The sequence below is a fragment of the Gilliamella sp. wkB308 genome, from assembly GCF_001690185.1.
Lineage (GTDB): Bacteria > Pseudomonadota > Gammaproteobacteria > Enterobacterales > Orbaceae > Gilliamella > Gilliamella apicola_I.
This window is the reverse complement of the sequence record NZ_LZGN01000005.1, coordinates 16631-37937: the sequence shown is the minus strand read 5'-3', so window position 1 is coordinate 37937 and position 21307 is coordinate 16631. Positions and strand designations below refer to the sequence as shown.

At 34.5% G+C, this 21307-nt stretch carries 15 protein-coding genes; 6 read left to right on the top strand and 9 right to left on the bottom strand.

Features of this window, described 5'->3' with window-relative positions:
* The first annotated feature begins 99 nt into the window (after positions 1-99).
* On the top strand, positions 100-1164 hold the full coding sequence (locus A9G10_RS00965; protein WP_065557832.1) for a tetratricopeptide repeat protein: 1065 nt from the start codon (positions 100-102) through the stop codon (positions 1162-1164).
* 34 nt (positions 1165-1198) lie between these two features.
* On the opposite strand, the gene ppc is transcribed toward A9G10_RS00965, so the two are convergent.
* Complete coding sequence (gene ppc, locus A9G10_RS00960; protein WP_065557831.1) at positions 1199-3844, bottom strand: phosphoenolpyruvate carboxylase; 2646 nt, start codon at positions 3842-3844, stop codon at positions 1199-1201.
* 355 nt (positions 3845-4199) lie between these two features.
* On the opposite strand from ppc, the gene A9G10_RS00955 reads away from it, so the two are divergent.
* The 5 genes from A9G10_RS00955 to A9G10_RS00935 are packed head-to-tail and all read left to right on the top strand — an operon-like array spanning position 4200 to position 10219.
* On the top strand, positions 4200-4691 hold the full coding sequence (locus A9G10_RS00955; RefSeq protein WP_065557830.1) for an NADH-quinone oxidoreductase subunit J family protein: 492 nt from the start codon (positions 4200-4202) through the stop codon (positions 4689-4691).
* Between the two features lies 1 nt (position 4692).
* Positions 4693-4995 carry an NADH-quinone oxidoreductase subunit NuoK gene (gene nuoK, locus A9G10_RS00950; RefSeq protein ID WP_065557829.1) on the top strand — a complete coding sequence of 101 codons (303 nt, stop codon included), beginning with the start codon at positions 4693-4695 and terminating at the stop codon, positions 4993-4995.
* Positions 4992-6839 carry an NADH-quinone oxidoreductase subunit 5 family protein gene (locus A9G10_RS00945; RefSeq protein WP_065557828.1) on the top strand — a complete coding sequence of 616 codons (1848 nt, stop codon included), beginning with the start codon at positions 4992-4994 and terminating at the stop codon, positions 6837-6839. Before nuoK ends, A9G10_RS00945 begins: the two co-directional genes overlap by 4 nt.
* A 17-nt stretch (positions 6840-6856) precedes the next feature.
* Entirely contained in the window at positions 6857-8404 is a 1548-nt protein-coding gene (locus A9G10_RS00940; protein ID WP_065557827.1) for a complex I subunit 4 family protein, read from the top strand.
* A 6-nt stretch (positions 8405-8410) separates the two neighbouring features.
* Positions 8411-10219: an NADH-quinone oxidoreductase subunit N gene (locus A9G10_RS00935; protein ID WP_065557826.1), complete on the top strand. Its 1809-nt coding sequence runs from the start codon at positions 8411-8413 to the stop codon at positions 10217-10219.
* A gap of 83 nt (positions 10220-10302) precedes the next feature.
* Here the strand turns inward: A9G10_RS00935 and A9G10_RS00930 are convergent, their stop codons facing one another.
* From A9G10_RS00930 to murJ, 8 genes are all read right to left on the bottom strand, one after another.
* Positions 10303-11313 (bottom strand): hypothetical protein, encoded by a 1011-nt coding sequence (locus A9G10_RS00930; protein ID WP_065557825.1) that lies wholly within the window; start codon positions 11311-11313, stop codon positions 10303-10305.
* A 123-nt stretch (positions 11314-11436) separates the two neighbouring features.
* On the bottom strand, positions 11437-14133 hold the full coding sequence (locus A9G10_RS00925; RefSeq protein WP_065557824.1) for an inverse autotransporter beta domain-containing protein: 2697 nt from the start codon (positions 14131-14133) through the stop codon (positions 11437-11439).
* A 402-nt stretch (positions 14134-14535) separates the two neighbouring features.
* Positions 14536-16053: an amidophosphoribosyltransferase gene (gene purF / locus A9G10_RS00920; RefSeq protein WP_065557823.1), complete on the bottom strand. Its 1518-nt coding sequence runs from the start codon at positions 16051-16053 to the stop codon at positions 14536-14538.
* Between the two features lie 18 nt (positions 16054-16071).
* The gene (locus tag A9G10_RS00915) at positions 16072-16557 is read right to left on the bottom strand and encodes a CvpA family protein (RefSeq protein ID WP_065557836.1); all 486 of its coding nucleotides are present in this window, start codon (positions 16555-16557) and stop codon (positions 16072-16074) included.
* A 67-nt stretch (positions 16558-16624) separates the two neighbouring features.
* Complete coding sequence (locus A9G10_RS00910) at positions 16625-17218, bottom strand: SPOR domain-containing protein (RefSeq protein WP_143425915.1); 594 nt, start codon at positions 17216-17218, stop codon at positions 16625-16627.
* Positions 17199-18503: a bifunctional tetrahydrofolate synthase/dihydrofolate synthase gene (gene folC / locus A9G10_RS00905; protein WP_442903210.1), complete on the bottom strand. Its 1305-nt coding sequence runs from the start codon at positions 18501-18503 to the stop codon at positions 17199-17201. The genes A9G10_RS00910 and folC overlap by 20 nt, the downstream gene beginning before the upstream one ends.
* Before the next feature lie 3 nt (positions 18504-18506).
* The gene (accD, locus tag A9G10_RS00900; RefSeq protein WP_065557820.1) at positions 18507-19412 is read right to left on the bottom strand and encodes an acetyl-CoA carboxylase, carboxyltransferase subunit beta; all 906 of its coding nucleotides are present in this window, start codon (positions 19410-19412) and stop codon (positions 18507-18509) included.
* Positions 19413-19700: 288 nt separating this feature from the next.
* Positions 19701-21239: a murein biosynthesis integral membrane protein MurJ gene (murJ, locus tag A9G10_RS00895; RefSeq protein WP_065557835.1), complete on the bottom strand. Its 1539-nt coding sequence runs from the start codon at positions 21237-21239 to the stop codon at positions 19701-19703.
* Positions 21240-21307: the final 68 nt, after the last annotated feature.

Genomic DNA, 21307 nt, shown 5'->3' with positions numbered 1-21307 from the left:
TATAGAATCTATCGATTATATCTATCAAAAAACATATAAACTATTTATTTTTATCTTGTTAATATATACTTAATAACACTTTTATTATGAATAAAAACTATGAAGACATTTCAATTATTATTGGTATTAATGTTATCTTTTTCATTTAGTGTCAAAGCTAATGAAAATGGTGCATCAAAAGCTCCAGAACTAATAATGACTGATCCTAGCTCATTGATTCCTTCTTTAAAGCTTTCGGCGGAAAAAGGGGATGCACAAGCACAATACACTTTAGGTAATATTTATAAACAAGGTTTAGGCGGTATTGAAGTTAATAATGTTCGCGCGCTGTTTTGGTTTAAAAAAGCAGCTGACCAAGGATTAGCTAAAGCCCAGAATAATTTAGCATATATGTATCAAAATGGTTTAGGAACTAAGCGTAATTTATCGAAAGCATTTAAATATTTTAAATTGGCAGCAGATCAAAATTATAGTTTTGCACTTTATAATTTAGCTTTAATGTACAAAAATGGGGAAGGTGTCGCCAAAAATAACGATAGCGCTATTAACTATTTTATTCTAGCTGGAGATCAAGGCGTTTTTGATGCTTACTTAAACCTAGGCATTATGTACTTTTTTGGTGATGGTGTAGAAGAAGATCGTATGCAAGCAGCCGATTGGTTTAGTAAAGCGGCGAAATATAATGTGCCTGAAGCCCTATATTATCTAGGATTAATGTCGGAACACGGCGACGGTCTGACTCAAGATTATGTTGCTGCAACCTATTTTTATACGCAAGCGGCAGAATATGGTAATGTACTTGCAATGTATAATTTAGGCATTATTTATGCCACAGGTACAGGCACTAAACCTAATAACCAATTAGCTGCCCATTGGTTCTCTAAAGCAGCAGAAGCGGGGAATGCAGATGCACAATATAATATAGGCGTAATGTATGATGTTGGCGGTGGTGTTCCCAAAGATATTAAAAAAGCGATTGAATGGTATATTAAAGCCGCTGAACAAGGCAGTGCTGATGCTCAATACAATTTAGCCATTAAATATCTCGAAGGTGAAGGTATCAAAAAAAATAAAGATACGGCAATTTACTGGTTTACTAAAGCGAGTGAGCAAGGTGATCGAGATGCTAAAACGTATTTAGATGAACTATTAGCAGATAAATAAAAAAGGGCGATTGCCCTTTTTTACTTTTATTAAGTTATCCAGAATTTCTCATTCCAGCAGCAATACCTGATATTGTGATCATTAATCCTTGTTCAACTATCGTATTTTCTTCATCATTACGTTGACGAGAACGATTTAATAATTCTGCTTGTAATAAGTTCAACGGTTCAATATAAATATTACGTAATGCAACAGATTGCGCAATCCAAGGTAGATCGGCCATTAAACTATCATCGTCAGTAATGGTTAAAACGGTATTAATATCATCCGTTAATAAATTACGTAACTCTTCTCCTAATGGCCACATGCTAGAATCAACTAAACGTTGTTCATAGTATTCATGAATCTTTGGTGCAGCTTTAGCGTATACCATTTCTAACATTCCTAATCGTGCATTAAAGAAAGGCCAGTTGTGATACATGTCTTTGAGCAGATCTTTTTTCCCCTCTTCAATCACTTTTTTTAAGGCATAGCCAGCACCAAGCCATGAAGGTACCATTAAGCGATTTTGTGTCCAAGCAAAGATCCATGGAATAGCTCTAAGACTTTCTATTCCACCACCTGTTCGCCGTTTTTGAGGCCTTGAACCAAGTGGTAATCTTCCTAATTCTGCTTCGGGTGTGACCGTTCTAAAATAATCGACAAATTCTACTTTTTCACGAACATAACGTCGATAGCATTGACATGAAATATCTGACATTTCATCCATGATATTACGCCATGCTTGTTTCGGCTGTGGAGGGGGTAATAAATTTGCTTGAAGTATTGCTGAAGCATATAACATTAAGCTACTGAGCGCGACCTCCGGTAAACCAAGTTTGAACCGAATCATTTCACCTTGTTCAGTGACACGAAGCCCCCCTTTTAATGAACCGGGAGGCTGAGAAAGGAGTGCCGCATGTGCTGGCGCCCCACCACGCCCAATTGAACCGCCTCGCCCATGAAATAAAACAAGATTGATATTATATTTTTCAAATAAGGTGACTAATTCTTCTTGTGAACGGTATTGTGCCCATGATGCCGCAAGGGTTCCTGCATCTTTAGCTGAATCCGAGTAACCTATCATGACCATTTGTTTACCTTGGATTTTTTGTCGATACCAAGGAATATCCAATAATTTTTGCATGACAGTCTTCGCATTATTCAAATCTTCTAATGTTTCAAACAGCGGTGCAACAGGGATATTTTTTTCACAATCGACTATTTTTAAAAGCAAATATACCGCTAAAATATCCGAAGGTGCTTTTGCCATTGAGATAACATAAGAAGCAATCGACTCTTCACCAGCTTTTTTAATTACACGACAAGTGTCAAATACTTCTTTAACTATTTGACTAGGTTGCCAATGATAGGGTAATAATGGGCGATTAGATTGAAGTTCGGCTAATAAAAATGCTTGTTTCTCTTCTTCAGACCATTGCGCATAACTTCCTAGATTAAGTTCTTTCGTTAGTTCATCAAGCGCTTCAGTATGAACAGAACTATCTTGACGTATATCTAATTTGACTAACTGTAAACCAAAGCTTTTTATTCGACGTAATGTATCAAGTAAAGGTCCGTGGGCAATTGTTGACATCCCATTATCAATTAATGATTGGTAACAGATATAAAGTGGATCCCATAGTTGGTTATTTTTAATCAAAAGATCAGCAGGAGCAAGGACTTGTTCATTATTGAGTACTGATACTATGTAACTGTGAGTTTTAACTAAACGGGCTCGCAGTTGCTTCATCACCGCTCGATAAGGTTCTGATGCTGTTTTATTTGGCTCATCTAACAGATCAATAACAGATTGGTTACACTCTGTCATCGATAACTCTCGCACTAATATTTGAATATCTGCTAAAAATAATTCAATTGCTTTTAATTTAGCTTGTAACATGACTTTTTCTGTCACATCTGCTGTGACATTAGGATTACCATCACGGTCTCCCCCCATCCATGAGGTAAATTTTATCGGAACATGTTCAACAGATAGTTGTTGATTAAACGCATCAACGAGTTGATCATTAAATTCCCGTAAAAAAAGTGGAACACCCTGCCATAAACTGTCTTCTATAACTGAAAATCCCCATTTAGCTTCATCAAGGGGTGTAGGCCGTTTTTTGCGTATTTCATCTGTATACCAAGCTTGACAAACTAGCTGCTTTAATCGGCGCATAATACGTTCAATTTCGTAATCAGCAAGATCATTATGATCTAATTGCGATAAACAATTATTTATTGCAGTATAGGTATTAATCATTGTACGACGATTAATTTCGGTTGGGTGAGCAGTCAATACTAATTCAATTGATAAATCGTTAATGGCTTGTGTGATTGTTTGCTCAGAAAAGTTTAATTTTTTTAGGGTGGTAAATAGTTCTGTCATTTTTTTAGGGCTGCTTGCCGCTTCCCCGTGTGGCGAAATGCCATAATATTCTGCCGCAATATTCACTAAGTTTAGAAACTGGTTAAATGCTCGAGCAACATGTAATAAATCTTCATCATTAAGATGTTCTATTACATTGAGTAACTCTTGATGACATTGCTTATTTCCTTGTTGAGCAGATTTTGATAGCTTCCTTATTTTTTCGACTAAATCAAAAGTTTCGTTACCAGTCGCTCGTTTTATTGCATCGCCAAGGAGGGTACCTAACATATTAACATTACTTCGCATAGAGGAGTATTCACTGTTCATTTTGATCTCATTTTATGTATTTAAAATTTATGATTAAGCAACTTTAAGCTGTAAGGGCATGTTCACAATTTAAAGAAATAAGTATAAATAATGGTTAATTTGCTTAAGTTATATACTTTATATCAATGCTTAATTGAATTTAAATAATAAAATTTTATGGTTTTTAATTTTTTTTTTGTTTTAATTATATTGAAAATATAATGCACTTATCTTTAAATTCTTAGCTAATATTAAAAAATAACATTCTATTTTTTATTAAATCACTGTTTTTCAATGAATAGCTCGCCTGTAATCTGTATCTTGCTTTAATTTGGGTATATACTAATGATATTGAGAATAGATATTGGATTATTTAATGATCGCTGTGTTTTATATTGCGTCGATTATAGCTATTTTTGCTAGCATGAAAGTGATTAGTTGCTTACAAATAGATAAAGCTATTTTGTACCTGATTGTTTCGCTTTTTGCTTCAGCGTTGATATTGATTCTACTTAATACTTATTTATCAGCTGTGCTTTATATCGTGTTCTTTATTGGCGGAACAGTAACGCTTTTTTTATCCATTGCAAGTATACTTAAAATTCGTAAAGACAATGTAGAAAATGATAAACGAGGTATTAGCCCTAAAATATGGTTAGTTCCGCTAATGTTAGCTTTTGTTTTACTGGTCATCCTTATTTATGGAGTAGTAAGCACTGACTATTCACAACTAAAAGAGCCACATGAATTAACCCATGAAATTTCAATACATGCTTATATTTTAATGGCAGAATTGGGAATATTTTTATTGTTAGGTGCAGCGGTCATTGCTTATCATTTTATGCATCGTTTGTCGTCGGAGAGCTAATATGATTCCATTAATGCATAGCCTTATTTTAGCTTCAATCTTATTTGTCCTTGGTTTACTAGGCGTGATGATTCGGCGCAATCTCTATTTTTTGCTCCTTAGCCTAATCATAATGAACAACGGAGCCATTATTGCTTTAATTGCAGCAAGTAGCCACTGGCAACATACAGATGGGCAAGTACTGGCTATTTTAGCGATTGTTGTGGTACTTGCCGAAGTGTGTGTTGGACTTGCCCTTTTTAGAAAGCTAGTTTACCGAAAGAAAATTTTTAATATTGACTCATTAAGCGAAATGAAAGGATGAATTTACTCTATTTAACTATCATTGTTCCTTTGCTTTCTTTTTTAGCCCTTGTTAGCTTAGGAAGACAAATACGATCAATTAATATCATCATTATCGGCATTAGTACTATGCTGATTGTAGTATTAATTACCGTATTTTCTTGTATTGATTTTGTTACTAACTCAGTCCCTGATATGTCATTAATTTATAGCAGACCATTATGGAATTGGTTTTCTATAGGGGATTTTGTTGTTCCTATTACTTTAACCTTAGATGGTTTGTCATTAACTTTTCTTGTGTTAATTGCTTTTTTGGGCATGCTTATCTATTTTTTTGCTGCGTATTATTTAACATCTCAAAAAGATATTTATACTTTTTATGCTTATAGCAATTTGTTAATAGCCAGTATGTTAACAATTATTTTAGTCGATAATCTGTTAGTCATGCTAATTGGTTGGGAAGGTGTTACATTAAGTATTTACTTACTTATTGGCATTTACTATAAACAAATCCGTAATGGTTTTGCAGCTGTTAAAGCGTTTGTGATCATGCATTTGACCGATGTTTTTTTACTCATTGGTGTGTTTTTAATTTATCAAACGCTTCATACGTTAGATATTCGTAATATATTGACTCTCGCACATGCTAATTTAGCCATCGATTCAGATATCATCTATTGGATAACATTAATGCTATTACTTGGTGCAATGAGTAAATCAGCGCTGTTTCCAATGCAATCATGGTTTACTGAAAGTACCTTAGCCCCCATGCCGGCAATGGCATTAATGCAAAGTTCAACGGTAATCTTAGCGGGTGTTTATTTAATTTTAAGACTCAGTAATTTGTTTATGATGTCTAGCGATGTACTTTCTATCATGACAATAATTTCATCGCTAACAGTTTTATTTGCAAGTTCTATTGCTCTTGTACAATACGATATTAAACGTATAGTCACTTTCATAAACCTGGCACAAATTAGCTATCTATTTTATTCATTTTCAACTCAACATTGGAGTTTATCACTTAATTGTTTAATCAATTATACAATGACAAGTACGTTACTCATATTAGCTTCTGCAATACTTATTAAGAAATGCCAAGGAGAGCGTGATATTAGTAAAATTGGCGGTTTATATAAAAAATTCCCTATTTTATTTATCATTTTTTTAGTCATTCTGTTATCGCTTAGTGCAATGCCATGGATTTCAGCTGCCTTTTACATTAAAGGGGACATTATTTGGGGATTAATGGCTCAAGATAATCTGATGAATGGAACCATTGGTTTATTAGGTATTTTGCTCTCGAGTGTGAGTATTTTACGTTTAATCTTTATGGTGTTTTATCATAAACCTAAAATCAATCAATTTGCCAAGACGAATTGGATGAGTTATTGTCCTATTTTCTTATTGTTAATATTTACCTCATCATTAGTTATCTATTTTCCGTTACCCATAAAAGGAATAATTCCAATTGCTGCATTAGATACTAATGTAAAATTGTCATTCCAGCTTCTATTTGCTGCGGTAACGTTACTTAGTATTATCATCGCTTATACACTATTTGCTTATCCTAATAGCGAAGTGAAGGAAGTGTTAAACACGCCAATAGTGAAGTTTTTTACACGACTGTGTAAAGCAGAATGGCGATTTGATTATTTACTCAATACTGTTTTTGTTAAGCCTTTCATCTTTTTAACCAGTAAGTTGAAAAAGGATCCATTAGCAACTTGGGATAATTGGGTTATGCTGGGTATAAAAAAAATCAATTCATATATTGTCGGCTTCGAAAATGGACATCTCAGATGGTATATGGTTTCAATTGTAATGGGTAGTATTATTATATTAATGTTACTTGTGTTTATTTAATAAAGGTGAAATCTTTCATGTTGTTATGGCTTATTTTCTTACCTGTGACAGGTGGATTTATTGGTTGGTTATGTCATCTTTTTTTACAACGAATGGTCGCATCTGTTGATGCGCAATCACGTTGGAATAAACTACCAATTTGTATCGCATTCATGACGATAATCATCTCGCTAATATTGGTAATCAACTTTTGGCTGGATGCGCAAGCTATTATGGATCAAGGAAATAGTTGGGTCGAAGAAGTCAACTTTGAATGGATTCCGTTATTAGGTATTCGTTTTCACTTAATTTTAGATGGGCTATCAATCATTGTTATTACTTCAACACTCATTATTGTTTTATTCACTATCGCCTATTCAAGCAAAGAAAGCATTAATAATACTGGATTATACTATCTGTGTATTTTAGCTATGACATCAGCTGTCATGATGTTATTTACAGTTACCGATCTCTTTTTGTTATTCTTTTATTGGGAAGCGGTTGCGATTCCTATCTATTTTTTAATCTCTTTATGGGGAAGACGAGACTCCAATTCTCAATTACGCTTTAATGGTGCGAGTAAATTTCTTATTTATACTCAAATCAGTAGTTTGTTAATGTTAATCTCGATTGTTTCATTAGCTCTCATTAATTGGAATTTAACGGGTCATTGGACTTTTGATTATCAAATCCTAACTAAAACGCCTATATCAAGTAAAACAGAATATTTATTAATGCTTGGATTCATGGCTGCCTTTATTGTGCGTATTCCTTTTGTTCCATTCCATAATTGGTTTATTGAAGCTCATATCGAATCGTCAACAACCGGCTCAATGATGATTAGTGGTTTATTGCTTAGTACTGCCACTTTTGGGTTATTGCGTTTTGTCATACCATTATTCCCTAATGCTTCTGCAACAATTGTACCTTTAATTTTAATACTTGCATTGATCACCGTTTTTTATTCTGCACTACTTGCATTTAATCAGACGGATATTAAAAAATTAATTGCTTATGTTCATATTGCATTGATGGGCTTTGTGACCGCTATCATTTATAGTGGTTCATTAATCGCCTACCAAGGAGTAGTCATACAAATTATTGCAATTAACTTAGCGATTGTCGGTATGTTCATGATTAGTGGTTTATTAGTTGAATGTTATTCAACACGTAACATCAGTCAATTTACTGGATTGAAAGAGCGAGTCAAATATTTATCATCGTTTACGTTATTTTTCATATTGGCCGTATTGGGTATACCTGGCACAGCTAACTTTATAGGAAATTATCTGATGTTACTTGGAAGTTTCACAACGTTTTCTTATTCTACAATTTTATTAGCATTAGGTTTACTTATGCTATCTATTTCATTCATTATTCGAATGCAACCTATTTTTCATGGCGGTCACGATAATAATGAAACCATGAAAAAGTGTTTTCTTAATATCAAAGAGCTTTTATTGTTAAGTAGTTTATTGGCTGTTCTTGTTTTTATCGGATTATATCCTAAAATCATTTTAGATATGTCATATTCTGTCATGAATCAAACTCAACACTATATAACAACAGAGCGCATGGGAGAGTAATAAGATATGATAGCTTTATCACCTATTTATATATTAAGTCTTACTATTATTGCGCTAATGTTTGCATTGTTTCGTTTAAAAGTGAGTACAAAATGCTGCGCTATTTTATCTTTATGTGGTTTAATGCTCGCATTAATTTGCGCATCTGTCATGGGATATAAAATTTCAGCCAATGATCAGAAAATCTCAGATATCAGTAGTGATAATATGCAAATATTTATCTCTTCTTTACCACTGACTTCTCCTGATTTTCAGAATGCAAAATTGTTAGCAGTGGATGCTGCACCCACTCAACCAGACAAACAAGCTAATCAGACAGAAGCACCGACTGACAATAATAATGGAACAGGCGAAGAATCAGCGGATCATGCCATCCAAACTCAGTTAGACGAATCCAATTCAGAACAGACTATAACAGATAAAACACCGAAAAATACAGACATTGCGGAGAACCAAATCAAAAATGCCCCTCATTCAGATGTTCAACAACCGCATAATGTAAATAATTGGAACTCCCAAGAAATTACAGTACTTTTCACCTGTGATGGCTATGGTTTGCTTTATACAAGTTTGATTTTATTAATTTCAATTATCGTCAGTTGCTTAGCATATCGTTGGTTTAAGCAAGAACAAAAGTCACACGGATTGTTTTATATAATATTACTTTTCATGGCATTAGGTGGAGTGACCTTAGTTTATGCCAGCCATTTAATTGCTTTCTTTATTGGTATCGAGTTACTTTCCATTCCTTTTGTGGGATTAATAGGATATCAATATATTCAAACACACTCTCTTGAAGCAGCAATTAAATATATGATTCTATCTGCCGTTGCAAGTGCATTTTTGCTAATGGGAATTGTTTTTTATTATGCATCCACCGGTGAATTAACGTTTAGTGGTTTAAGTTATCAGTTATCCACCATGACCTACCCAAGCACACTGTTATTAATGGGGGTGTGTTTAATGCTTGTAGGTGTGGGTTTTAAATTATCACTTGTTCCTTTCCAACTTTGGTTACCCGATGTATATCAAGGTGCGCCAACTGTTGTCGCATTACTTTTATCAACAGTGGGGAAAGTTGCGATATTTTGTGCTATCGCAAGACTATTTTTATTAGCTCCTATTGTAAACAACGAAACCATCCGAATTATTTTAATTGTGATGGCATTTTGTTCTATTTTATGGGGTAATTTATTTGCTTTTATGCAAAGTAATTTAAAACGTCTTCTTGCATATTCCTCAATTGCACATTTTGGTTATTTATTAATAGCGTTAATTGCTGTTCAATATCAAGTTTTAGCCTTAGAAACAATCGGTGTTTATCTAATAGGTTATATTCTTGCAAATATCACTGTTCTAGGTGTAATTAGTTTGGAATCTCACTCAAATGAGCTTCATGATCATGAAAATGAGCTAGATTTGTCGGGATTATTTTGGCGACGCCCTATCCTTGCATTATCTATGGGAATAGGCTTGCTTTCATTAGCTGGCGCACCTTTAACTCTCGGTTTTATCAGTCGATTTTTATTAGTTCTATTAGGCGTCACCGCTGAACTATGGTGGTTAATGGCAGCGGTTGTAGTCGGTAGCGCGCTTGGTTTATATTTTTATGCTCGCTTAGTGATCAACCTTTATATCAAACCAACTTGTCGAGATGATCAATTTATCAATAATTCAGTAATTAGTTTTAAATGGCATAAAATCGGAGTGAGTGAGCTACTCATTACCCTTTCTGCATTACTTATCATAATTTGCGGAGTCTATCCTAAATGGGTATTTAACTTAGTGAGTATGGCACAATACTTAACAGCTTAAATCAATCTAACAACATGTTTAGACTATTTTATACATAAAAAAACCACTCGTTAGAGTGGTTTTTTATCAGTTTTAAATAAGCATTATTTTGCGGTAGCAGTAACTTTAAGTTTATAACCTTGAGCACCCGCTTTGTAGGTCGTACTGTACATTGAATCGTTGTTAAGTTGACCTAAAGTTATGTTTTGATTTTGTGATAACGAATCTGTTGTTGCTCCAACACCAGCATAAGTTCCTTCTAACTCCCAAGTAAAGTTATAATTTGCAGATAAATCAGTTTCACCGCTATCTAAAGCACCGTTGCCATTAGAATCTAACCATACCACTGCTCGATATTTTCCACCTTGTTTAGGTACGAAAGTACTACCCGTTATACTATAGTTATCATTTGAATCAGCAGCTAAAATGTAGACTCTCATGTCATCAGATTCAATTGGTCCATTTGTAATTTTATTTGGATCTTTTTGCTCACCAGGACCGTCATTAGGGTTACTACCTATTTCGTCTTTGGTCGGACCATTAATATCATCAGAAGGTGCTTTACTCGGATCTGTCGGATCTAAGGTATCGACTTGACCTGGTGCTTGCTTACTCCAAATATCAGCAACTTTTAACCATTTATTTGTGTAAGGTAAACCAAACTCCGTTTTTTCTAATACTTTGAAACCAATTTGTGTTGCACCGGCAAACTCATTAGTGATTTTAAACGTAATTTTACCATTACTGAACTTAATATCTGACTCAGTTAAACTGGCTTCTTTCCATTCACCAGACGCACTTTTATAAAATGCTTTAAAGGTTTCTTTAACTACTTTACCTGAAGGGTCGCTATCACCATCTTCATCATGTAAATTATACTCGATAACGACATAATCATTAACTTTTGCTGCTCGACCACCCACGGTATTGTTACCATCAGCATCAGAGGATACCGATACGGTTAAACTGTGATCTTTACCACCAAGACTTTTAATAACAGGTGCATTACCCACTATATATTTAGCACTTACACCAGTAAGTGCGTATGCGTTACTTGCTGCACATCCAGCGATTAATAGACCTAAAGCAATATTTTTAATCATTAAACTTTTCATGTTTAACTTCCTATTTTTCATTTATTAATTATTGTATATCAAAAATAATATACACCGTTTTATATTTAACTTTTAGATAACCTATATAAATTGGTTATCTAAAACTCTTTTTTATTTAACATTCTATTTAACAAAGACTTGTAATCTGAATCCTTGATCACCTGCACACGCTGAAGGCGTTGCGTTTATCGGCTCAAGATTTAACTCTTGTGGCGCATCAGCATGAGCGATAAGGCTTGAACCAGAAGTTGCATAACTACCTGTTTTTATACTTCTAATTTTATAATGTGCGTTATATCCCATTGCGACATTAAACCAAGGCCCATTTGGTTTGTTGCTTGCATCAGGTAAAGCTGCTGTTGCCGCTCCATTAGGACATGCAACTGCATTAGACCCCACAAGAGACCAAATCACATATGAACTATTTATTTCAGTGATACCATCTGCCGCATATGCTTTAACATAATATTCATTATCAACTTTCCACTCTTTTGAACCATTAGGATCAAACTCTAATAAGTTTCCAGCTTGAGTCGCAACCAATACTCCATCACTTCGATAAACTTTAATTAATCCAGCTTGACCACCAGCAAAATCTATGGATACTTTATTAAATGATGCACCAAATTGATCTATCGAAGTTGAAAATTCAACTACCCCTTCGATGTTAGAAGCGACATCTAATGCATAACTATCACCAATTGCATCCATACCCCCAGCAGTGGCTGCCTTAGCAGAAATTTTTTGACCCATTTTGATTTTTTCAAAGGATTTCACAATGACACAGGGTTCTTGTTTAGGACAAGACGTTACTTGACCCGAAGTACCATCGATTAAGGTGATTTTTTTACCATTACTTGTTGCTGTCCAGCCTTTAAGAACAGAATCAAATGAGTCTGGAATTCGGTTCATGAGTTGTTCATCACTAAAACCAACTGCATCCTCTATTGCTGAAATTGTTCCATTTGGTGCCTTTGGTTTTACAAGACTGGCAATCAATGTTATTGCACTGAGACCATCGGCTGAATTAGAAGCCATTGTGGTTTTATTGCCATAACGATCAACAGCCCAAAGACCAATCTTACGCATGACAGGATCGGGGATAACTTCAAATGACACTTGGTTTGATGTTGCTGAACGACCTTTTTTATCAGTAACGGAAACAGATAATGTATATTTACCATTAGATTGAATTGGATGACGTTTACCATTTTCATCGACATAACTTGGTGCAACAATTTTCCAATTTTGAGTATCTGCTTTTGGTGTAGCCCATGATGAAGATGAACAAATGCCTGTTGTATAACAAAGGAATCCACCATTTGCATCAATTTCAAACATATCACCATTCCATTTTAAACTGCTTAATCCTTTTGCATTATAAACAGCGATACTGACATCGTAGCTTTGTCCTTCAACAAGTTGTAACGATTCAAGTCCTAAATCAACACTTAATTTTTTCTCTTTATATTCAAGAACGATATAGTTATTACGATCAACTAAATCATAACGACTTCCGGCTAATGAACGTGCTGCTTGAACCATATCTGGATCTAACTGGTCTTTTAATGGAACACCCATACGATAATTCATCGTCAATGAAGCGGCAGTAGCTTTTTGATTATTTTGCCCTCGCTTATGTTCCGCTTTGATGGTAAAAAGTGGCACAGGTGTGTAATCAACGCTTGCTGTTACTGCTCTTGGATTTTTTTGTAGATTATCTTTACCAAATAATGCCACTTTATCACCAAAGTATTGTTCATACATTAATGAACCACCTAAATGTGGATATTGTGGTAAATAACCTTGAAAACGAACATCAAAACCTTTTGCAGCACGTTCTAAATAATCATCAAAATCACGAGATTGTTTCCAACTAGATAAAGGATGATAATAGTTAGCTGCAAGTTTCATGTAGTCACTCCAAGCTTCAACACCTAAACCTAAACGATTGTGTGAACGTTGGAAGTCATGATCTAAAAATACGTTATAACCTAATAACCATTTTTTATCTGCAAAGTCCCAACGTTGACCTATACCAAAGTTCCCAATACGTCGTTTATGTTCATATTCTTGAAATGATATTTGGCTAAATATCAAGGTATTTTCTGTATCATACCAAGGACTAAATAGTTTTACGTTGACGTTACTAAATTGCCCTTTATCACTAACGTCAAAAGATAATTGAGCCGTACCAAAACGCCCTAAGAAGTCTTGAGCTGCAGTACGGAGTGGATCTACAACATGATTTTTCACGCTACTGCGTAAATAATCCTCTGCGTAATCTTTACCTCGATTGGCCAATTGACTTGATAAGCCACCATTTTCAGATGATAATAGTTGTTTCCAATCTTGTGTTGCTAATGTCTGCAAAGCATAAGCAACATGCGTTGCAAGCTTATCTTTATCTGCTTGTACATCATAATTTTCATCTGATCCTAAATCCGGTAAATTTGAATATTTGATTTGTTTAGTATCTTCAGTTTTACTTGTACTGATGGCAGGTAATAGTGGAGAGTTTTCAGGAAGCACGAGAAGCTCGCCTTCTTCAATAACATCCTTTTTATCAAAGCGTCCATTATTCATTTTGCGTAGTTGGTCAACATTTATACCACTTATTAATGCTATTTGGTAAAGGCTAGCCTTTTTATTGTTAACCATTTCTCGAACTTTAATACCATTTTTAAGTTCAATAACTTTACTGTTGTCTACAGCAGCAGTAGAAGTGCCTTGTTTCGAGTCCAATGCCATAGCTGTCTGGCAATTTAATGCCAGAACAACTAAGGTTGAAACAATTTTTAAATTAAGATTTGTTTTCATCTTAATCATTCCTCATATTTCACTTTATTGATAATATATGTATCAAAAACTCTTTTTATTCAGTTTTTTGATAAAAAAAGCACCTTTATTAGAATGAAAAAACGATAGCATTCACATCGCCTTTAAAATTCTTTACAAAAGATTACTTTTTTTAAGATTATATTACAAAGAAGTCATTGTTCAATACCTTTTTTAAAATATTTGTAAATATTTGATGAAAATATCTTCAGGATATGAGAAGGAATAGCTTTTAAAAAAATGAGGGGGATTATTTATCAAATTGATAATATTAATAATACGTTAGTCTTCTTTATCTAATATTAAATAAAGCAGATTAAAAAACAGAAATATTAGAACATTGGTATTTTTTTATAAAAATGTCATTTTCAGCAACAATATTGATTATTGTTCTTCATTATATATTTCAAGATTTTCTGATTCTTTATTATTAAAAGCTTTTTGATTTTGTTTTCTTGTTTGTTCTAATTGAATCAGGTAGCTTTCATCAATACCATCTGTAATATATTGCCCATCAAACACCGAACACTCTAAATGATGAATCTTAGGGTTTTCTTCACGGATTGAGTCTATTAAGTCAGATAGATCCTGAAAAATAAGTCTATCTGCCCCAATATCTTTAGCAATTTGCTCGACTGTTCGATTATAAGCAATAAGCTCACTGGCTGTTGGCATATCAATTCCATAAACATTAGGATGTCTAATCTCGGGTGCAGCCGACGCTAAATAAACTTTTTTAGCGCCTACAGAGCGAACCATTTCCAAGATTTTTTCAGATGTTGTACCTCGAACAATAGAGTCATCGACAAGAAGGACATTCTTTCCTTCAAACTCAATGCGATTAGCATTAAGTTTACGTCTTACAGAAAGTTTGCGAGTAGCTTGACCTGGCATAATAAATGTTCGTCCAACATAGCGATTTTTGACAAACCCTTGACGATAGGGTTTATTTAAAATTCGGGCAATCTCAAGTGCAGCATCGCAAGATGTTTCAGGAATGGGAATCACAACATCAATATCAACATCTTTCCATTCTCGTGCTATTTTTTTACCTAATTTTTGTCCCATTAATATACGTGATTGATAAACGGATACCCCATTCATGAACGAATCGGGTCGTGCAAAATAAACGTATTCAAAGATACAGGGATAATATTGGGGATTGTCAGAACATTGCTGTGAATAAAGTTGTCCATCTTGTGTAATATAAATCGCTTCACCGGGTTCGACATCACGTATAAATTCGAAATCAAGTATATCTAAAGCGACACTTTCAGAGGCAACCATATACTCTACTTTTTGATTATTTAAAATGCGTTTACCAATGACTAAAGGACGAATACCATAGGGATCACGAAATGCAACCAAGCCATGCCCAATAATCATTGCGACACACGCATATGCGCCTTTGATAATATTATGTACATGACGTATAGCAGTAAAAATATTATCTGCAGAAAGTGGATAGGTAGGAAATTTGTCTAATTCACTAGCGAAAATATTCAGTAGTACTTCTGAATCAGAGTTAGTATTGATGTGGCGTCTTGCTAATTCAAATACTTTATTACGTAATTCGTTAGCATTGGTCAAATTACCATTATGTGCAAGTGCTATGCCATAAGGCGAATTAACGTAGAAGGGTTGAGCTTCTGAAGGACTTGAGCTTCCTGCTGTAGGATACCGTACATGTCCAATTCCTAATGTACCTTGCAAACGTTGCATATGATGTTCTTGAAAAACATCTTTAACTAAACCATTTGCTTTACGTAAACGAAAACAGTTTTGTTCATCAATGGTTACAATACCCGCAGCATCTTGACCTCGATGCTGCAATACGGTCAATGCATCATAGATAGATTGGTTAACTGTGCTACATCCTAAAATACCAACAACACCACACATACAATGATTACCTCAAAATTACTGCACTAAAAATGAAGACGAATGTTGTATAAAATCAAAAAACCAACGAATAATAACATGAAAATGAGGAATAAGTTGTGATTCTTTCCAATATTGCGATTCCGCAAATGGTGTAAAAGTATCAATAAAAAAGAGTACTGCCGCAACCACTAATATTCCACGTAATGCGCCAAAACAGATCCCTAATACTCGATCTGTCCCAGATAAACCTGTTTTTTGGACTAATAAGCCAATAACATAAGAAATGAATGAACAAACGAGTAATGTCGCGAAGAAAAGAATAGCTATGGCAACAGAAGTACGGATCAGTTCGCTATCAAAATAGGTTAAATACTGAGTAATATAAATATAAAATCGGCTCGCAATAAAAAATGCCAGCACCCAACTAATCAGAGATAATGCTTCTCGAACAAAGCCCCGTATTATACTGACCAAGGCGGAAAAAATGATTATGCCAATAATAGTAAAATCAATCCAATTCATCATAGTAACTCACAATTAATTATTTATAGGAGATATTATTTATTACTTTTATTTTTGAACAAATTTTTTAATTAGTAATAATAATGCTTTTTTGTTTTGTTAAATTATTAAGATTATCGATTACTTGTTCTGCTTGCTCCCTTTTAGCATAAGGCCCAACTTGTAATTTTATTAATTGGTTAGGTTCTGGATTTTTAGGAATAACTTTTACGTTATAATTGTTTAATCGTAATAACGCAACAAGTTCTTCAATCTTTTGCTTATTTCTTAAGGCCGCTATCTGAATCATATATAATTTTGAATCTTGCGCAGTTGTGACCGTTTGATCTGTCGTTATCGGTTCACTGACATCCTCTGCATTGATTTCAGGTGAAATTAATGAACTTGGATTTTGGTCTGTGTCGAGTGCATAAGGAAAATTGGCAACATCACTTGAGTTATTTTGCGTTAAGCTGTCATCAGGAGTAAGTTCGACGGATTGAAACTGCTGATTAACTATGTTCGGTTGTAAAATGGGCGTAGTCGATGTTGTTGTATTCGATTTATCGGTGATGATCCAAGGTGCTATCAAGGCTAAAATAAGTAACAATGTTGCAAAACCAACAAGTCGATTTCTCATTCTATTTTGATTATTTGAAACGTTATTTTTGTCTTTCGTCATGATTAATTTCACTTAACTCATATTGCTCTAAAACTTCAGCTACCGTATGAAATGAACCACATACTACAATAATATCATTATCTTTGGCATCTTGCATTGCTTTTTGATAAGCATCCGTCACATGATCAAATGTAAAAACACGGGTTTCTTCTTTATCAAGCAAGTATTGCTTCAATACTTCCGCTTTGCAACCTCGCTCACCATATAGTGTCGCACAATACCATACATCGCCCTGTAAAATAGATAATGTACTTTTTATATCTTTATCTTTTAACATGCCGATAACAAATCTTATTTTACCTGTATTGGATTGTTTAGCTTTTAATTGAGCTAATTGTTTAATTAAATAAGTTGCAGCATGTGGGTTATGAGCAACATCAATAATAACCAATGGTGAATGTTGCAACGTCTGAAATCTGCCGACTAAGCTTGCTTGTTTTAATCCTTTAACGATATCATCCTGGGTAATGTTTAAAGAAGAATAACTTAAAGCTGCAATTGCTGTCGCAGCATTAGCTAATGGAACATTTGCCATAGGTAAATGATAATAATGAGCCAAGGGGGATTGAAAAGACCATTGAGTATCATTAATTTGTTGATACGACCAATCGCTATTTACCATATAGATAGGACAGTTAACTAATTCTGCCGCCAATGGAATAGAGGCAGGAACATTTTGCTCACCAACAACAGCAATACTTTTCGATTTAAAAATACCGGCTTTTTCACGCCCAATGCTTTCTCGAGTGTTTCCAAGATAATCCACATGATCAATGTCAATTGTTGTGATAACAGCAATATCTGCATCGACAATGTTTGTTGCATCAAGTCTTCCACCTAACCCAACTTCCAACACAACTACATCTAATTTTGCTTTTTTAAACTGATAAAGTGCTGCAAGGGTTGCATATTCAAAATAAGTTAAAGAAATATCACCACGAACTTTTTCAATTTCTACAAATGCGTTAACCGTTTCTTGGGCTGTTGACTCTTGATTATTAATTCTTACTCGCTCTGTGAAACGTAATAAATGAGGAGAGCTATATACGCCAACTTTTCGTTTTGAAGCGAGCAAGATCATTTCCAGTGTTCGGCAAGTTGTACCTTTGCCATTAGTTCCTGCAACCGTAATAACATAGGGAGCGGGTTGCAAAATCTCTAAACGCTGGGCAATAATTTTTACTCGCTCTAATCCCATATCAATAGTAGTAGGATGCAGTTGCTCTAAATAACAAAGCCATGTCTTTAAGTCAGACATGGCATTAGGTTTTTCTTTTTGCATGATCAATTAAACTGTCTCATCAATTGTCATTTCTTCGTTATTCACATCGTTAAATGGATCAGGAAGTTTCATTAATTTTGCAATTAGGCTGGCAATTTTAGGTCTCATTTCTTTACGATGAATGATCATATCAATTGCGCCTTTTTCAAGTAAAAACTCACTTCGTTGGAATCCTTCCGGTAAAGTTTCCCGTACAGTTTGTTGAATAACACGTGGGCCTGCAAAACCAATTAATGCTTTGGGTTCGGCAATGTTAATATCACCCAGCATCGCTAAACTAGCTGAAACCCCACCCATTGTCGGATCGGTCATTACTGAAATATAAGGTAAACCTTCATCTTGCATTTTAGCAAGTATTGCACTGGTTTTAGCCATTTGCATCAATGAATAAAGTGCTTCTTGCATTCTTGCACCGCCACTTGTTGAAAAACAAATTAACGGGCATTTATCTGCTATCGCTTGTTCAGCAGCTCGGGTAAACAAAGCCCCTACAACGGATGACATCGATCCACCAATGAAAGCGAATTCAAAACAGGCAACCACAACAGGAATACCAAGTAATGTCCCTTTCATGACAACCATCGCTTCTTTTTCGCGTGTCTCTTTTTGAGCAGCAGTTAATCGGTCTTTGTATTTTTTGGTATCTTTGAATTTTAAAATATCTTTTGGCGCGAGATCAGTTCCAATTTCAACATCTGAATCCTCATCTAAAAAATGGTATAATCTGACGCGCGCAGGAATATGCATATGGTGATCACACTTAGGACAAACCTCTAAATTTCGATCTAATTCAGCTTGGTAAATGACTTGTTCACAGTTACTGCATTTTGTCCAAACGCCACCGGGTATATTCGCTTTTTTATGATCTGATGATATATTATTTTTACTTAAAATCTTTTCAATCCAGCTCATTATGATTCTCTCATTGTGCTATACTCTAGAAAAATATCGGGCTATTGTATAATACTTTGTGCTAATTCTTAATAGTTGTTTTAAATTTATCTTATTTGTTAACCTTGTTTGTAAAAAATATTCTTTTACCAAACAATCTTATTTTTTCATTTTAACGCTGATTTTAATATTCAACCAACTGAATATTCTAGATTAAATTATTGCATTTAAGTCATAAAGACAGCCTCTACTTCAATTGTGCGGAATGCTTACTATAATTCGTTTAATCATAAAATTTTGAAAAATCATTTAATCAATTCGTTTAATGAAATGCTTAATTTTAAACCCCATTGCAATCAATGATGCAAAATAGATAACGATACCTACCGTGACCAATAACAATAAACGGCTTATTCGCATTAACATTGAACCGGTTGACCAATCTGGTAATAATTTCGATCCAAACCATAATACTAATGACATTAATAGTACCGCTATAACAATTTTAATTAAAAATTTACACCAACCTGGCTGGGGTTGATAAAGTTTCTTTTTACGTAATTGCCAAAATAATAATCCGGCATTAAAACATGCTGCCAGCCCAATTGATAATGAAAGACCAGCATGTTGTAGTGGACCAATAAAAATTATATTCATTAGTTGCGTTAAAATTAATGTGACAATCGCAATTTTGACAGGTGTCTTAATATCTTGTCTGGAATAGAAAGCAGGTGCCAAAACTTTGATTAGAATAAGTCCAAGTAAACCGATAGAATAAGCTATTAAAGCACGTTGTGTCATTAAAGTGTCATTTATTGTAAATTGCCCATATTCAAATAGTGTTGAGATGAGTGGACGAGAAATCACACCTAATGCGACCGTGCTTGGCAAAGCCAATAAAAAACAGAGACGTAATCCCCAATCCAATAATTCAGAATATTGTTTATGATCACCATTTGAAAAGCTTTTAGCTAATGATGGCAATAAAATGGTACCCAATGCAACACCCAGTACGCCAGCTGGGAACTCCATTAATCGGTCAGCATAATACATCCATGAAACCGATCCCGAAATTAAGAAAGAAGCAAAAATGGTATTAATGATTAGAGATATTTGCCCAACAGATACCCCTAAAATTGCAGGCCCCATTTGTTTCAGAACTCGCCATACACCACTATCTTTTAAATTGATACGGGGTAACACTAGCATACCTATCTTTTTTAAAGTCGGAAGTTGATAAAGCAATTGTAGAATGCCGCCCACTACAACAGATACAGCTAATGCCAGCACTGGGGGATTAAAATAAGGCGTTAAAAATAGCGTAAATACAATCATGCTAATATTAAGCAATGTCGGCACGAAAGCAGGAACAGAAAAGCGATTCCACGTATTAAGTACGGCACCAACTAATGAAGCAAGCGAGATAAAAAAGATATAAGGGAAAGTGATGCGAAGCATGATGGTTGCAAGTTCAAATTTGTCGATAGATTCCTGCATAAAACCTGGCGCTGTCAGCATAATGATAAAAGGAGCAGTCATTACCCCAATTAACGTAACGATAGCCAATACTAATGTTAATAAACCAGCAACATACGCAATAAAAGTTCGTGTTGCCTCAATCCCTTGTTGATTTTTGTATTCAGCCAAAATGGGGACAAATGCTTGTGAAAAGGCCCCTTCAGCAAATATTCGTCTAAGTAAATTAGGAAGTTTAAAAGCTACGAAAAAAGCATCGGTAGCCATTCCTGCGCCAAAAAAACGTGCAATTATTGCATCTCGAACAAAACCTAAAACTCGAGATACCATTGTCATTGAACTTACAGTGGCTAAAGATTTTAATAAATTCATAAATAAGATAGGTGCCAAAAAACAAATGATGGGCATAGTCTACAAATTATTCATTTATTTCACCATGC

Bases quoted from the DNA above. Each gene is read 5' to 3' on its own strand.
- A9G10_RS00965 (WP_065557832.1), top strand. From the start codon at position 100: ATGAAGACATTTCAATTATTATTGGTATTAATGTTATCTTTTTCATTT.
- ppc (WP_065557831.1), bottom strand. From the start codon at position 3,844: ATGAACAGTGAATACTCCTCTATGCGAAGTAATGTTAATATGTTAGGT.
- A9G10_RS00955 (WP_065557830.1), top strand. From the start codon at position 4,200: ATGATCGCTGTGTTTTATATTGCGTCGATTATAGCTATTTTTGCTAGC.
- nuoK (WP_065557829.1), top strand. From the start codon at position 4,693: ATGATTCCATTAATGCATAGCCTTATTTTAGCTTCAATCTTATTTGTC.
- A9G10_RS00945 (WP_065557828.1), top strand. From the start codon at position 4,992: ATGAATTTACTCTATTTAACTATCATTGTTCCTTTGCTTTCTTTTTTA.
- A9G10_RS00940 (WP_065557827.1), top strand. From the start codon at position 6,857: ATGTTGTTATGGCTTATTTTCTTACCTGTGACAGGTGGATTTATTGGT.
- A9G10_RS00935 (WP_065557826.1), top strand. From the start codon at position 8,411: ATGATAGCTTTATCACCTATTTATATATTAAGTCTTACTATTATTGCG.
- A9G10_RS00930 (WP_065557825.1), bottom strand. From the start codon at position 11,313: ATGAAAAGTTTAATGATTAAAAATATTGCTTTAGGTCTATTAATCGCT.
- A9G10_RS00925 (WP_065557824.1), bottom strand. From the start codon at position 14,133: ATGAAAACAAATCTTAATTTAAAAATTGTTTCAACCTTAGTTGTTCTG.
- purF (WP_065557823.1), bottom strand. From the start codon at position 16,053: ATGTGTGGTGTTGTTGGTATTTTAGGATGTAGCACAGTTAACCAATCT.
- A9G10_RS00915 (WP_065557836.1), bottom strand. From the start codon at position 16,557: ATGAATTGGATTGATTTTACTATTATTGGCATAATCATTTTTTCCGCC.
- A9G10_RS00910 (WP_143425915.1), bottom strand. From the start codon at position 17,218: ATGACGAAAGACAAAAATAACGTTTCAAATAATCAAAATAGAATGAGA.
- accD (WP_065557820.1), bottom strand. From the start codon at position 19,412: ATGAGCTGGATTGAAAAGATTTTAAGTAAAAATAATATATCATCAGAT.
- murJ (WP_065557835.1), bottom strand. From the start codon at position 21,239: ATGAATTTATTAAAATCTTTAGCCACTGTAAGTTCAATGACAATGGTA.